15 protein-coding genes are annotated in these 12,350 nt (G+C 66.6%); 4 read left to right on the forward strand and 11 right to left on the reverse strand.

Annotation, left to right across the window (positions count from 1 at the left end):
- Positions 1-217: 217 nt before the first annotated feature.
- Complete coding sequence (locus I71_RS20635; RefSeq protein ID WP_042697363.1) at positions 218-520, forward strand: hypothetical protein; 303 nt, start codon at positions 218-220, stop codon at positions 518-520.
- Positions 521-579: 59 nt separating this feature from the next.
- Here I71_RS20635 and nifW read toward each other — a convergent pair whose 3' ends face one another.
- The 6 genes from nifW to I71_RS20665 form a co-directional block, all read right to left on the reverse strand.
- The gene (gene nifW, locus I71_RS20640; protein WP_042697367.1) at positions 580-915 is read right to left on the reverse strand and encodes a nitrogenase-stabilizing/protective protein NifW; all 336 of its coding nucleotides are present in this window, start codon (positions 913-915) and stop codon (positions 580-582) included.
- 13 nt (positions 916-928) lie between these two features.
- Positions 929-1,768: a serine O-acetyltransferase gene (gene cysE / locus I71_RS20645; protein WP_375731212.1), complete on the reverse strand. Its 840-nt coding sequence runs from the start codon at positions 1,766-1,768 to the stop codon at positions 929-931.
- Positions 1,769-1,791: 23 nt separating this feature from the next.
- Complete coding sequence (gene nifV / locus I71_RS20650) at positions 1,792-2,913, reverse strand: homocitrate synthase (protein WP_042697371.1); 1,122 nt, start codon at positions 2,911-2,913, stop codon at positions 1,792-1,794.
- A gap of 133 nt (positions 2,914-3,046) precedes the next feature.
- Positions 3,047-4,252, reverse strand: coding sequence for a cysteine desulfurase NifS (gene nifS, locus I71_RS20655; RefSeq protein ID WP_042697374.1), 1,206 nt, complete (start codon positions 4,250-4,252; stop codon positions 3,047-3,049).
- 15 nt (positions 4,253-4,267) lie between these two features.
- Positions 4,268-5,191, reverse strand: coding sequence for a Fe-S cluster assembly protein NifU (gene nifU / locus I71_RS20660; protein WP_042697378.1), 924 nt, complete (start codon positions 5,189-5,191; stop codon positions 4,268-4,270).
- Between the two features lie 69 nt (positions 5,192-5,260).
- On the reverse strand, positions 5,261-5,656 hold the full coding sequence (locus tag I71_RS20665) for an iron-sulfur cluster assembly accessory protein (protein WP_042697380.1): 396 nt from the start codon (positions 5,654-5,656) through the stop codon (positions 5,261-5,263).
- A 311-nt stretch (positions 5,657-5,967) separates the two neighbouring features.
- Here I71_RS20665 and I71_RS20670 point away from each other — a divergent pair, with 311 nt between their 5' ends.
- Positions 5,968-6,492: a hypothetical protein gene (locus I71_RS20670; RefSeq protein WP_049976218.1), complete on the forward strand. Its 525-nt coding sequence runs from the start codon at positions 5,968-5,970 to the stop codon at positions 6,490-6,492.
- Positions 6,493-6,654: 162 nt separating this feature from the next.
- Here the strand turns inward: I71_RS20670 and I71_RS20675 are convergent, their stop codons facing one another.
- Positions 6,655-7,785 (reverse strand): alkene reductase, encoded by a 1,131-nt coding sequence (locus I71_RS20675; RefSeq protein ID WP_042697383.1) that lies wholly within the window; start codon positions 7,783-7,785, stop codon positions 6,655-6,657.
- 147 nt (positions 7,786-7,932) lie between these two features.
- Between I71_RS20675 and I71_RS20680 the strand changes: the two genes are divergently transcribed.
- Complete coding sequence (locus I71_RS20680) at positions 7,933-8,604, forward strand: TetR/AcrR family transcriptional regulator (protein ID WP_083897288.1); 672 nt, start codon at positions 7,933-7,935, stop codon at positions 8,602-8,604.
- A 356-nt stretch (positions 8,605-8,960) separates the two neighbouring features.
- Here I71_RS20680 and rarD read toward each other — a convergent pair whose 3' ends face one another.
- The 4 genes from rarD to purB all read right to left on the reverse strand — a co-directional run bounded on the left by rarD (position 8,961) and on the right by purB (position 11,783).
- Positions 8,961-9,530: an EamA family transporter RarD gene (gene rarD / locus I71_RS39975; protein ID WP_244433951.1), complete on the reverse strand. Its 570-nt coding sequence runs from the start codon at positions 9,528-9,530 to the stop codon at positions 8,961-8,963.
- Positions 9,531-9,687: 157 nt separating this feature from the next.
- A complete protein-coding gene (gene grxD, locus I71_RS20690; protein WP_042697386.1) occupies positions 9,688-10,023 on the reverse strand; it encodes a Grx4 family monothiol glutaredoxin in 336 nt (111 codons plus the stop codon).
- 62 nt (positions 10,024-10,085) lie between these two features.
- On the reverse strand, positions 10,086-10,325 hold the full coding sequence (locus tag I71_RS20695; protein ID WP_012973287.1) for a BolA family protein: 240 nt from the start codon (positions 10,323-10,325) through the stop codon (positions 10,086-10,088).
- 162 nt (positions 10,326-10,487) lie between these two features.
- Positions 10,488-11,783 carry an adenylosuccinate lyase gene (gene purB, locus I71_RS20700; RefSeq protein WP_042697389.1) on the reverse strand — a complete coding sequence of 432 codons (1,296 nt, stop codon included), beginning with the start codon at positions 11,781-11,783 and terminating at the stop codon, positions 10,488-10,490.
- A 353-nt stretch (positions 11,784-12,136) separates the two neighbouring features.
- Between purB and I71_RS39195 the strand changes: the two genes are divergently transcribed.
- The coding region (locus tag I71_RS39195) for a hypothetical protein (RefSeq protein WP_042697392.1) at positions 12,137-12,350 on the forward strand (214 nt) is incomplete at its 3' end.

The raw sequence follows: 12,350 nt of genomic DNA on the forward strand, positions 1-12,350 counted from the left end.
AAAAAGCGTAGGGTTATGACCAATGGCGCAGTTTGCATCGAACGCATGGGTGGGACGCAAAAGCGCCGCCCAAGATGTCGTCCTGCCCTTGTTTTTCACCCCGGGGGCGTACCATCTCTCGGCCACGGCTGTTTGAAAAAGTAGAGCATTGCGGAGCTGCGGCCATCCCTGTCGGGCAATTGGCGGGACCGCTCCCTTTTTCATGAGGAGACCGGCGATGGATCTGCGTGTCTGTTTCGAGAACATGGAAAGCGTCAACGTCAACGACGCTGCGATGATGAAGCACTACACCAGGAGCTATCTGGCGGATTTCGATCCGGAATGGGCCGGCTTCATCATGCTGCCCCATGACGAGACACAACGGGCGACGATGGAGCCGGCCTGGCAGGTTCTGATCCGCAACGCCACGCCGCGGACCGAGCAGGAGCTGCTGCGCTACATCGATGAGAATCCGATGGCGGCCTACCATGTCCATGTCTACCGGCGAGACGGCGGCCGGAACGAGAACAAGATCCACTGACGGCAAAGGGAGCGCCGCGACAGGCGCCCCCTTTCATCCCTTTCACCGGCGCCGGCAGCTCAGCCGACGGGGCTGCCGAGCAGGCTGTCCAGCGGAACGAAGCGGTCGGCCATCTTGCGCGCCTCTTCCTTGTGGACCTTGAAGGTCTTCTCGGCGATGGCGTTGGAGACGACGAAATCCTGGTAGGCCCGCTCCAGGTGGAAGCGATAGCGCGCCGAGGTGCCTTCGTCGTCCAATCCTTCCATCCCGTTGTCCTCCGACAGATAGTCGTGGAAACGCTGCAGGATGTGCAGGCGGTTCACATTGACCACGCGCTGGTCGTAGGTGACATGGAAGAAGCGCAGGAAGTCTTCCGCGGTTTCCAGATCGTCGAGGTCGTCGGTGAAATCGCTCATCGTCGAAGACTCCTCACGCATGCTGCTGGGTGGAAGGGGAGGGGGCGCACCCCTCCTGGTCGCAGATGTTGCCACAGGCGCTGCAGGCCACACCGTCCAGCCGGATGTCGCGGCCCATATCGCCCAGGCGAATTTCCGACAGACGGATGTTTTTATCAAGAAACTGTGACGGTACGGTTGCAGTCTGGCCGGATGGTGTCTGGGCATCCAGCCGGGCTTCGATGCGGTTGATGTGCTCGATCAGGCAGGCGATGGCCTTGCCGACCGGGTCGGGCATCAGGTGATGCTCCAGATCTATGCCTTTATTGGCAAGCTGGGGATCGGACAGCCGGCGGTAGGCCTCCGGCCGCACCACCCGGCCGGGGATGCCGACCACGGTCATGCCCGCCGGCACCGGCTTGGTCACCACGGAGTTGGCGCCGACCCGCGCCTTGGCCCCGACGGTGATCGGTCCCAGGATCTTGGCTCCGGCACCCACCAGAACGCCGTCCGCCAGCGTCGGATGCCGCTTGCCCTTGGTCCAGGAGGTGCCGCCCAGCGTCACCCCATGATAGAGCGTCACGTCGTTGCCGATTTCCGCCGTCTCGCCGATCACCACGCCGGCGCCATGATCGATGAAGAAACGGCGGCCGATGCCGGCGCCGGGATGGATGTCGATGTTGGTCAGCGCGCGGGCGAGATAGGACAGGAAGCGTGCCGGCCAGCGCAGCCCCCGCCGCCAGGCCGCATTGGCGAAGCGGTAGATCACCAGCGCATGGATGCCGGGATAGCAGGTCAGCACATCGAAGACGTTGCGCGCCGCCGGGTCGCGGTCGAAGACGCAGGCGACGTCCTCGCGCAGCAGGGCCAGAATGCCGGGGGGCGTATTGGCTGTGCTCATGTCGCCGCCTCCAGGAAGGCGTGCAGTTCCTCGGGCGTGGGCGGCCGCTTGGCGCGGGTGGCCAGTGCCCGGACACGCGGCAGCACCGCCTGCGCGGTGGCATCGTCGCAGGCGATGCCGAGGCGCTCATAGGCCAGCTTCACCGCCGCGGTTCCCGAATGCTTGCCCAGCACGATGCGGTGTTCGCGCCCGACCTCGGCCGGATCGAAATTCTGGTAGGTGGCGCGGTCGCGCAGCAGCCCGTCGACGTGGATGCCGGCCTCGTGGGTGAAGACGGCGGCGCCGACGATGGATTTGTTGACGGCCACCGGCCGGTTGGAGGCCCGCTCCACCAGATCGCTGATGGTGCCGAGCGAGCGCGTCTCGATGCCGGTGTCGATGTGGTAGAGGTGTTTCAGCGACACCACCACCTCTTCCAGCGGGGCGTTGCCGGCGCGCTCGCCCAGCCCGTTCACCGTGGTGTTGACATGGGTGGCGCCGCCCAGCACCGCCGCCAGCGAGTTGGCGTTGGCGAGGCCCAGATCGTCATGGGCGTGGATCTCGATCTCCAGGTCGGTGGCCCGGCGCAGCCGGTCGATGCAGGCGCGCGTCTGGAAAGGGTCGAGCACGCCCAGCGTGTCGGCAAATCGGAAGCGACGGGCGCCGGCTTCCTGCGCCACCGTGGCGGCGGCGATCAGGAAATCCATGTCGGCGCGCGACGAGTCCTCGCCGCCGACGCTGACCTCCAGCCCATGGTCGCGCGCCTGCTTCACCCGGCGCTCGATCTCCGCCAAGGCCCAGGCGCGGGTGCGCTTCAGCTTCCTGGTGATGTGGATGTCGGACACCGGCATCGACAGGTTGACGAAGCCGACATTGCAGGACAGCGCCGCCTTCAGGTCGGTGTCGTGCATGCGGCACCACACCATCAGCCGGCCTTTCAGCCCCAGCGCCGCCACGGCGCGGATGCCCTCGCGCTCCTCCTCGCCCATGGCGGGGATGCCGATCTCCTGTTCCGGCACGCCGGCGGCATCGAGCGCCTTGGCGATGGCGATCTTCTCGTCGAGCGTGAAGGCGACGCCGGCGGTCTGTTCGCCGTCGCGCAGCGTGGTGTCGTTGATGGTGGCGAAGGTGATGGGCATGGGGGCACCTCGCGCGCGGGGACCGCCTGTCCCCTTTGAAAAGTGTCGCAGACCGGGCCGGGAACCCGCCCCGACGGGGTGTCGTCGGGCGGGGTGCCGGGACGGGCCACCGGCCCGGCCTGCGATCTCGGTGTTAGGAATAAACGGGTGCGAACTCTTTGGGCTTGCCGGCTTCCTGCTGCCAGTAGGGCGACAGGCTGCGCAGCTTGGCGATGATGCCCGGCACCACGGCGATGACCCGGTCGATCTCCTCCTCCGTCGTATCGCGCGACAGCGAGAAGCGGGTGGCGCCATGGGCCGCGGTGTAGGGCACGCCCATGGCGCGCATGACGTGGCTCGGCTCCAGCGACCCCGAGGTGCAGGCCGAACCGGACGATGCGGCGATGCCGGCCTCGTTCAGCAGCAGGAGGATCGCCTCGCCCTCGATGTATTCGAAGGCGATGTTGCAGGTGTTGGGCAGGCGGTCGGCCGGGTTGCCGGTGACGAAGCAGCTCGGCACCGCCGCCAGGATCGCCTGTTCCAGCTTGTCGCGCAGCGCCTTCACCCGCGTGTTCTCCTCGCCCATATGGACGAGCGCCAGCTGGGCGGCGGCACCCAGCCCGACGATGGCGGGCGCGTTCTCGGTGCCAGCCCGGCGGGAGCGCTCCTGATGGCCGCCGCGCAGCATCGGGCGGAAGCGCAGGCCGCGCTTGACGTACAGCGCGCCGATGCCCTTGGGAGCGTGCAGCTTGTGGCCGGACAGCGACAGCATGTCGATGGCGCTGTCGGCCAGCTTCATCGGGATCTTGCCGACCGACTGCACCGCGTCGGTGTGGAAGACGGCGCCGACCTCCTTGGCCATGCGCGCCAGTTCCTCGACCGGGAAGATCGTCCCGGTCTCGTTGTTGGCCCACATGATGGAGACGATGGCGACCCGGTCGGACAATGCTGCGCGGTAGGCCTCCATGTCGAGGTTGCCCTTGTTGTCCACCGGGATGCGGTGGACGGTGTAGCCGCGCTTCTTCTCCAGATACTCGCAGAGCGCCAGCACGCCGGGATGCTCCACCACGCTGGTGACGATCTCGCGCTTCTTCGGATAGGCTTCCAGCGCCGACAGGATGGCGGTGTTGTCGCTTTCCGTCCCGCCGGAGGTGAAGACGATCTCGCTGTCATGGGCGGCGCCCAGCAGGGCCTGGACCTGCTTGCGCGCCCATTCGATCTTGCCGCCCACAGCGGCACCGAAGCCGTGCATCGAGGACGGGTTGCCGAAATGCTCGGTGAAGAGCGGCAGCATCTCCTGCAGCACTTCCGGATCGACGCGGGTGGTGGCGTTGTTGTCGAGATAGATGCCCTGGCTCATGGTCTGGCGCTCCCCTTAGCCCGCATGGGCCGGCATGAGGGACGCGGGCTTGACCCGCACGAACTCGCCGAGCTTCTCGACCAGCTTCATCTGCACGCCCATCATGGTGCCGGCCGACTGCGAACAGCCGGAGCAGGCGCCGGAGAGCCGCACATAGATGTCCTTGCCGTCGATGTCGACCAGCTCCACATCGCCGCCGTCGCGCTGGATCTGCGGGCGCATCTCTTCGATGGCCGACATGATCGCCTGCATGCGCTGGACATTCGTCAGCTTCGGCGCCGCGGCCGGTTCGGCTTTGGGTTCCAGCGGCTTGATGGCATCCAGCCCGACGGTGCCGGGGGCATGCTTCGCGGCGGGCTTCAGGGCGCCGGTCTTGGCCAGCACCACCTCCAGCACCTCCTCGATCTTCTCGTGGCAGGTCTGGCAGGAGCCGCCGGCCTTGGTGTAGTGGGTGACCTCCTCAAGCGTGGTCAGGCCGTTGACGGTCACCGCGCGCTCGATCATGGCGGCGTCGATGCCGAAGCATTTGCAGACCAGCTCGCCTTCCTCATGGTCGTCTTCCCACGCCTCGCCCTTGTAGTTGGCGATGGCGGCGCGCAGCGCCTCGGCACCCATGACGGAACAGTGCATCTTCTCCGGCGGCAGGCCGCCGAGATACTCGGCGATGTCACGGTTGGTCAGGGTCAGCGCCTCGTCCACCGTCTTGCCGATGATCATCTCGGTCAGCGCCGAGGAGGACGCGATGGCCGAGCCGCAGCCGAAGGTCTGGAACTTCGCATCCAGGATGATCTGGGTGTCGGGATCGACCTTCAGCATCAGACGCAGCGCATCGCCGCAGGTGATGGAGCCGACCTCGCCGACCGCGTTGGCGCTGTCCAGGACACCGGAATTCTTCGGGTTGAAGAAGTGTTCCTTGACCTTGTCGGTGTAGTTCCACATGTCGCTGCTGCCTTTCCGTGGGGTGCGCGCCTAGGGGAAGATGTCCGGGAAGAGTGTCCGGGGGCGGGATCAGTGGGTCGAATAGGGGGCAGACGACCCGCAGCTGGACGACGTGGTGGAGCAGGAGCCGCCCCCGCCTTCGCCGGCCGAGAAGGATTTGCCGCAGCCACAGCTGCTGGTCGCGTTCGGGTTGTCGAACTTGAAGCCGGAGCCTTCGATGCCCTCGACGAAATCGACCACCACGCCGCTGAGGAAGGGCTGGCTGTTGGCGTCGACGAAGATGGTGACCGGGCCGAAGCTGAGCACCGTGTCGTCGTCGCCGGCCGCCGCCTCAAGCCCCATCTGGTATTTCAGGCCGGCGCAGCCGCCGTCGGTCACGGCGATCCGCAAGCCGGCGGCCGCACCGCCCGACTTCGCCAGGACCTGCTCCAGGGTGGAAACAGCCGCATCCGTCAGAGTCACCATGTCCCGCCTCCTCAAGCCGCGTTGCCGGGAATGCCGGCTGATCTGACGAGGAATAGAGCAAGGGCCGTGCCAAACATTCAAGGCATTGATTTTTAACGATTGTCAGGTCCGGAAGGCATGGCAAATGTCCGACAATGTTCCGAACGCGAACAATTTTGTCGGGTTTTGCGCGTGTCGCTTTTGCGACAGCCGCGACACTTCGCCGCACAAAAATATTATGGTCTTTTCCCGTGTCCGCGCGCGTACCATGAGGCGTCGTCGGTGCGTCGGATGGTTGATTGCTGCAGCAGAAAACAGGGACGAGGGAAGCGATGAGCGACGAACCGATCGAACTCAGGATGTCGAACGGCCGGATGGCCTTCGGCGACGTGCCCGAACAGATCGACGAACTGTTGCAGGAGGCGGTGAAGGCGCGCGACATGCCGGAGGCCTGCGAGGCGCTGCTGTGGGAGGCGCACCGCAAGGGGCCGCGGGTGCTGCCGGTCTTCTACGCGCTCTACAAATTCTACTTCAACCGTAAGAAGCTGGCGGAGGCGGAGCGGGTGGCCCGCATCGGCTTGGACGCCGCAGCCCTCCAGGGTGGCTTTCCCGCCGACTGGTCGCAACTGACCTCGGACTCCACCGATTGGACGGCGGCCGGTCCGGCGCGCTTCTTCCTGTTCACCATGAAGGCGCTGGCCTTCATCGAACTGCGCCGCCACAACCGTGCCAAGGCGCTGGCGATCCTTGCCAAGATGGCGGAGATCGATCCGGCCGATCAGGTTGGCTACGGCACCATCGCGGCATTGGCCCGCGGGCTGGACAATGGGACGGAGGGAGAGGGCGGGGCGGCGTAGCGGCCCGGCCCGATAAAGCAGCCCCACATAAAAAAGCCCCCCGGCCCAGGGGGGAACCGGGCCGGGGGCAGCGGGGATTTGCGTCTCACGACGCACTCACGACGCGCTCTCTCACGTCGAGAGGTATTGCGGCCTCACCGGGGCAGTGAGGCCGCAAACCGGTCAGGCTGCGACGGATTCCAGGGCAGGATAGTCGGTGTAGCCCTTGGCGTCGCCGCCGTAATAGGTGGTGCGGTCCGGCTCGGCCAGCGACGCGCCGACGCGGAAGCGGGCGGGCAGGTCCGGGTTGGAGATGAAGGCCTCGCCGAAGCTGACCGCATCGGCCTCACCCTTGGCGAGGGCGGCGTCGGCGTCGCCACGGCTGTAGCCGCCATTCAGGATGAACGGACCCTTGTAGGCGGCGCGCAGGGCGGACGCCACATGCGGCGCCCCCTCCGGCGGGGCCATGTGGTGGCCGGGCCGTCCCTCGATCACATGCAGATAGGCGAGGTTGAACGGATTCAGCGCCTTGGTGATCGCCAGGAAATGCGGCAGCGGGTCGCTGTCCGTCATGTCGTTGAACACGCCGGTCGGCGACAGGCGCACGCCGATGCGGTCGGCGCCGACGGCATGGGCCGTGGCCTCCAGGATCTCCAACAGGAAGCGGCAGCGGTTCTCCACCGTCCCGCCATATTGGTCGGTGCGGGTATTGGTGCTGTCGCGCAGGAACTGGTCGATCAGATAGCCGTTGGCGGCGTGGATCTCGACGCCGTCCAGACCGGCGTCGAACACCGCGCGCTTGGCGGCATCGGCGAAATGGCGGACCAGAGCGGGGATCTCGGCGGTCTCAAGGGCGCGCGGCACCGGGAAGGGCTCCATGCCGGCACCGGTGAAGAGCTGGCCCTTCGCCGCGATGGCCGAGGGGGCGACCGGGGCGGCGCCGTTCGGCTGGAAGCGCGGGTGGGAAATGCGGCCGACATGCCAGAGCTGGGTGACGATCCGCCCGCCGGCGTCATGCACGGCGTCCGCCACCGCGCGCCAGGCCAGCGTCTGGGCGTCGGTGTGGATGCCCGGCGTGCTGGGATAGCCCTGGGCGGTGTCGCAGACCTGCGTCGCCTCGGTGATGATCAGGCCGGCCGAGGCGCGCTGCGCATAATATTCGGCGGTCAGCGCGGTGGGGCAGTTGCCGTCACCGGCACGGCTGCGGGTCATCGGCGCCATGACGACACGGTTCGGCAGCTCGATCGCGCCGAGACGCAGCGGGGTGAACAGGTCCGGGGTTGCGGTGCTGTGCGGATCGGTGCTCTGCGGCATGGCGGGACTACCCCCTGTTGGGCCCCTGTCGGGCTAATCAGCTTGTATGTATGTGGGTACATACTTGAACCCAAGCCTGCCGCTTGTCAAGTATGTATCTGCATACTTATTATGACGCCGATGGCACGGACCGGGGAGGGACGGGATTTGGACGCAAGCAGGGATGCGGACGGCTGTTGCCCCGGCAATGGCACTGGCGGCACCGACGGTGCCTGCGAGGGCGGCGGACGCAAGCGCGACCGCGCAGCGACCGAGAGCGCGCTGCTCGACGCCGCCAAGCTGGTGTTCGCCGAGCGTGGCTTCGACGCGGCGACGACGCGCGAGATCGCCGGCCGGGCCGGGGTCAACGAACAGCTGATCCAGCGCTATTTCTCGGGCAAGAGCGGACTGCTGGTGGCGGTGGTCGAGCGCTACTGGCGCGAGGAGGCGGGCGGCTGCGACCTGCCGCCGCCGCACGAGGATCTGGAGACCGACCTCGCCCGTTTCCTGCACGCGCATCTGAAGCACAGCTGGAAATGCCGTGACTTCACCCGCGTGGTGCTGGCCCGTGCCCTGGTCGATCAGGCGGTGGCGGACGAGATGGCGCGCACCCTGTCGGAGAGCCGCATCCCCTGCCTGATGAAACGGCTGGAGGGCTACCGCGACCGCGGCGCGATCGCCGCCGACGCCGACCTTGCCAATGTGGCGGCCGGCATCGCGACGCTCAGCTTCGGGCTGGGATTCCTCGATCAGGTGGTGTTCGGCCGCGACGATGCCGGCATCTGCGCGATGGTCGGCACGCTTGCCCACACCATCGCCCATGGCCTGACGCCGAGATAAGTCCTACTCGGCGGCGGCGGTGCGGGTGGTGGCGCGGTGGCTGTGCACCGCGTCGGCGGTGAAGACGGCCAGAGCCACCCAGATGCAGGCGAAGGTGATGGCGTGGCTGCGGGTGAAGGTTTCGCCGTAGACCAGCACGCCCAGCAGAAGCTGGCCGGTCGGCCCGACATATAGCAGCAGCCCCATGGTGGTCAGCGTCAGCCGCCCCGCCCCGATCATGAACAGCACCAGCGGCACCGCCGTCATCGGTCGGGCCAGCACCAGCAGGGTGTTCTGGCTCCAGCCATGGCGAAGGGCGCCGTCGCCGCCCAGCCACAGCAGATAGCCGAGGGCGCCGGNCAGCAGCAGGGCGGTTTTCACCAGCAGGCCGATGACAGGATCGATCGCCGCTTTCTGCGGACCAGGGCGTAGAAGCCGAAGGACAGCGCCAGCGACAGGGCGATCCAGGGCACGGCGCCATAGCTGGCGACGAGGCTGCCGACGCCGGCGGTGGCGATGGCGACCGCCAGCATCCGGCCGCGGCTGAGCCGTTCGTTCAGGAACAGGACGCCCAGCAGCACATTGATCAGCGGATTGATGAAATAGCCCAGGCTGGCCTCGACCAGCCGGCTGTTCACCACCGCCCAGATGAAGACGGTCCAGTTGACGGTGACCAGCAGGGTGGTGACCACCAGAATGCCCAACCGGCGCCAGCTGCCCACCGCCATGACGACGGCCGCCGGCCCGCGGGTCGCCAGCACGATGGAGCCGACCAGCACCACCGTCCACACCACGCGGTGGGCGACGATCTCCACCGCGCCGACATCGCCCAGCGATTTGAAGAAGACCGGGTTGACCAGCCCCCAGATCAGGTAGGAGGAGAGCGCCGCGACGAACGCCGCGGTCGTGGAGGTCGGGGCCTTGGCGGGCGGCAGGGTCTGAACCATACCGTCCGTTTAGCACATTGTTTGTGCAATCCGGCAGCGGGCCGACGGGCATGGCCGGGCTGCGCGGCCGGCATCGCTGCCAGTCACCCACCGTCCAGGCATGAAAAAGCCCCGCCGAAGCGGGGCTTTTCCGTTTCTCGTCTGAACCGCGGTGCGGTCAGGCGGCGGTGGCGACGCCCTTGTCGGCCAGCAGGGTCTGCAACTCGCCCGATTCATACATCTCGCGGACGATGTCGCAGCCGCCGACCAGCTCGCCCTTGACGTAGAGCTGCGGGAAGGTCGGCCAGTTCGAGTATTCCTTCAGACCCTGGCGCAGGCCCGGATCCTCCAGGATGTTGACGCCCTTGAACTTGACGCCGGTGTGGCTCAGCACCTGGACGACGGCGGCGGAGAAGCCGCATTGCGGGAACACCGGCGTTCCCTTCATGTAGAGGACGACATCGTTGTTCTTGATGTCCTGCTCGATGCGCTCGACGACGTTCTGATCGACCATGACTTGGGTAACCCTTCCGATTGGGCCCGGCGGTGCCGCGGCCTTGTCCGTTGCAACTTTGATCAGGCGCCCTCAGGCACCGCGGTGGTCAGCGCCAGGGCGTGCAGTTCGCCGCCCATCTTCCCCTGGAGGGATGCGTAGACCATCTGGTGCTGCTGCACCCGGCTCTTGCCCTTGAAGGCGGCGGAGGTGACGAGCGCGGCATAGTGATCGCCGTCGCCGCGCAGGTCCGCGATCTCCACGACCGCGTCCGGGATGCCTTCCTTGATGAGCTTTTCGATCGTGGCGGCTTCCATCGCCATGGGTACGGTCCTCGCTCTGTTCAGGATTGCCCCGCCCGGGCACATGCTTCTCAAGATAGAGTAGGTGCGGCGAGGCCGTTTGTCATCCACCGGCAAGTCTTTGCCGCCCTGCGGAAGACGCTGCAACGGCCCGCACGCCCTTCATTCGACAGGAATGGCCGGTTATTCGCCGAACACGCGCTTGAACACCGTGTCGACATGCTTGGTGTGATAGGACATGTCGAACATCGGCTCCAGCTTGTCGCGGCCGATGTGCTTGGCGATGTCGGGATCGCTCGACAGCAGGTCCAGGTAGTTGCCGCCCTTCTCCCACACCTGCATGGCGTTGCGCTGCACCGCCTTGTAGCTGTCCTCGCGGCTCATGCCGGCCTGGGTCAGCGCCAGCAGCACGCGCTGCGAGAAGACCAGACCGCCCAGATCGTCCAGGTTCCTCTGCATGCGTTCCGGATAGACCACCAGCTTTTCCATCATGCTGGTCAGGCGCACCAGGGCGAAGTCCAGCGTGACGGTGGCGTCGGGGCCGATCATGCGCTCGACCGAGCTGTGCGAGATGTCGCGCTCGTGCCAAAGCGCGACATTCTCCAGCGCCGGGACGACGGCGGAGCGCACGATGCGGGCCAGACCGGTCAGGTTCTCCGACAGGACCGGGTTGCGCTTGTGCGGCATCGCCGACGAGCCCTTCTGGCCGGGGTGGAAATACTCTTCCGCCTCGCGCACTTCGGTGCGTTGCAGGTGGCGGATTTCCGTCGCCAGATGCTCGATGCTCGAGGCGATCACGCCCAGGACGGAGAAGAAGAAGGCATGGCGGTCGCGCGGGATGACCTGGGTCGACACCGGCTCGACCGACAGGCCCAGCTTGGCGGCGACATGCTCCTCCACCCGTGGGTCGATGTTGGCGAAGGTGCCGACGGCGCCGGAGATGGCGCAGGTGGCGATGTCCTTGCGCGCCTGGACCAGACGCTCGCGCCCGCGGGCGAAGGCGGCGTAATGGCCGGCCAGTTTCAGGCCGAAGGTCGTCGGCTCGGCATGGATGCCGTGGCTGCGGCCGATGGTGACGGTGTTCTTGTGCTCATAGGCCCGGCGCTTCAGCGCGGCCAGCAGGGCGTCCATGTCGGCCAGCAGCAGATCGGCGGCCTGGGTCAGCTGGACGGCGAGGCAGGTGTCCAGCACGTCCGACGAGGTCATGCCCTGGTGGACGAAGCGGGCCTCCGGGCCGACATATTCGGCGAGGTTGGTCAGGAAGGCGATGACGTCGTGGCGGGTCTCGCGCTCGATCTCGTCGATGCGGTCGATCTCCCACTTGCCGCGCTCCCACACCGCCTTGGCGGCTTCCTTCGGGATCACGCCCAGCTCGGCCTGCGCGTCGCAGGCGTGCGCCTCGATCTCGAACCAGATGCGGAAGCGGTTTTCCGGCTCCCAGATGCGGGCCATTTCGTGGCGGGTATAGCGGGGGATCATCGGCACTCTCCGGAGGAAGCGGGCGCTGGATTGTAAGGTGGCTTGCGGGTCTCAAGGCACGCGCGCGCGACCATAGCGGTGCCGGCAGGCGTTTTAAAGCCTCGCGATGACCCTGACCGACCGGGCGAGGGTGCGGACCGCCGCTGGCGTCGTTAATCTTCGTGGCTGAATCGTTGCAAGTCGAAGGGATTTCGTGCCTAAAATTGGACAGTTGAACGCGCAGCCAATTCACTGCCTGTTCACCGTACTGTTTGCTTCCCGCGAGTCAGGCGCGAGGAAAACAGTCAAAGAGTCGCGCCCTGGTGGATTTGATTTGCTTGCGGTTGAATCCGCGCGAGCATTAAGCAACACTTGTGCATCGCCTCGCGGCGGTCCCGGCCGGCCTCCGCGAGCGTCAACAGACTGGCCACAGACAGGCCATCCGAAAAGAGCCCTTTCTGTCCGACCCCGTCGCCGAGCTGGGTCGTGCGCCGTCGCGCCCGTTCGACGAGGCGCGGCTGTACCGGCTGCAATTCCTGGCGTCGATGGCGCTGGTGTCGGCGCTCGTGCTCGGGCTTCGCTTCTTTT

This window comes from Azospirillum sp. B506 (assembly GCF_000333595.1).
Taxonomy (GTDB): Bacteria; Pseudomonadota; Alphaproteobacteria; order Azospirillales; family Azospirillaceae; genus Azospirillum.

Coding starts and splice junctions, on each gene's coding strand:
- I71_RS20675 (WP_042697383.1), bottom strand. CDS start 7,785: ATGCCGCAGAGCACCGATCCGCACAGCACCGCAACCCCGGACCTGTTC.
- grxD (WP_042697386.1), bottom strand. CDS start 10,023: ATGGTCGATCAGAACGTCGTCGAGCGCATCGAGCAGGACATCAAGAAC.
- nifS (WP_042697374.1), bottom strand. CDS start 4,252: ATGAGCCAGGGCATCTATCTCGACAACAACGCCACCACCCGCGTCGAT.
- I71_RS20695 (WP_012973287.1), bottom strand. CDS start 10,325: ATGGCGATGGAAGCCGCCACGATCGAAAAGCTCATCAAGGAAGGCATC.
- rarD (WP_244433951.1), bottom strand. CDS start 9,530: ATGGTTCAGACCCTGCCGCCCGCCAAGGCCCCGACCTCCACGACCGCG.
- I71_RS20670 (WP_049976218.1), top strand. CDS start 5,968: ATGAGCGACGAACCGATCGAACTCAGGATGTCGAACGGCCGGATGGCC.
- I71_RS20635 (WP_042697363.1), top strand. CDS start 218: ATGGATCTGCGTGTCTGTTTCGAGAACATGGAAAGCGTCAACGTCAAC.
- nifW (WP_042697367.1), bottom strand. CDS start 915: ATGAGCGATTTCACCGACGACCTCGACGATCTGGAAACCGCGGAAGAC.
- purB (WP_042697389.1), bottom strand. CDS start 11,783: ATGATCCCCCGCTATACCCGCCACGAAATGGCCCGCATCTGGGAGCCG.
- nifV (WP_042697371.1), bottom strand. CDS start 2,913: ATGCCCATCACCTTCGCCACCATCAACGACACCACGCTGCGCGACGGC.
- I71_RS20665 (WP_042697380.1), bottom strand. CDS start 5,656: ATGGTGACTCTGACGGATGCGGCTGTTTCCACCCTGGAGCAGGTCCTG.
- nifU (WP_042697378.1), bottom strand. CDS start 5,191: ATGTGGAACTACACCGACAAGGTCAAGGAACACTTCTTCAACCCGAAG.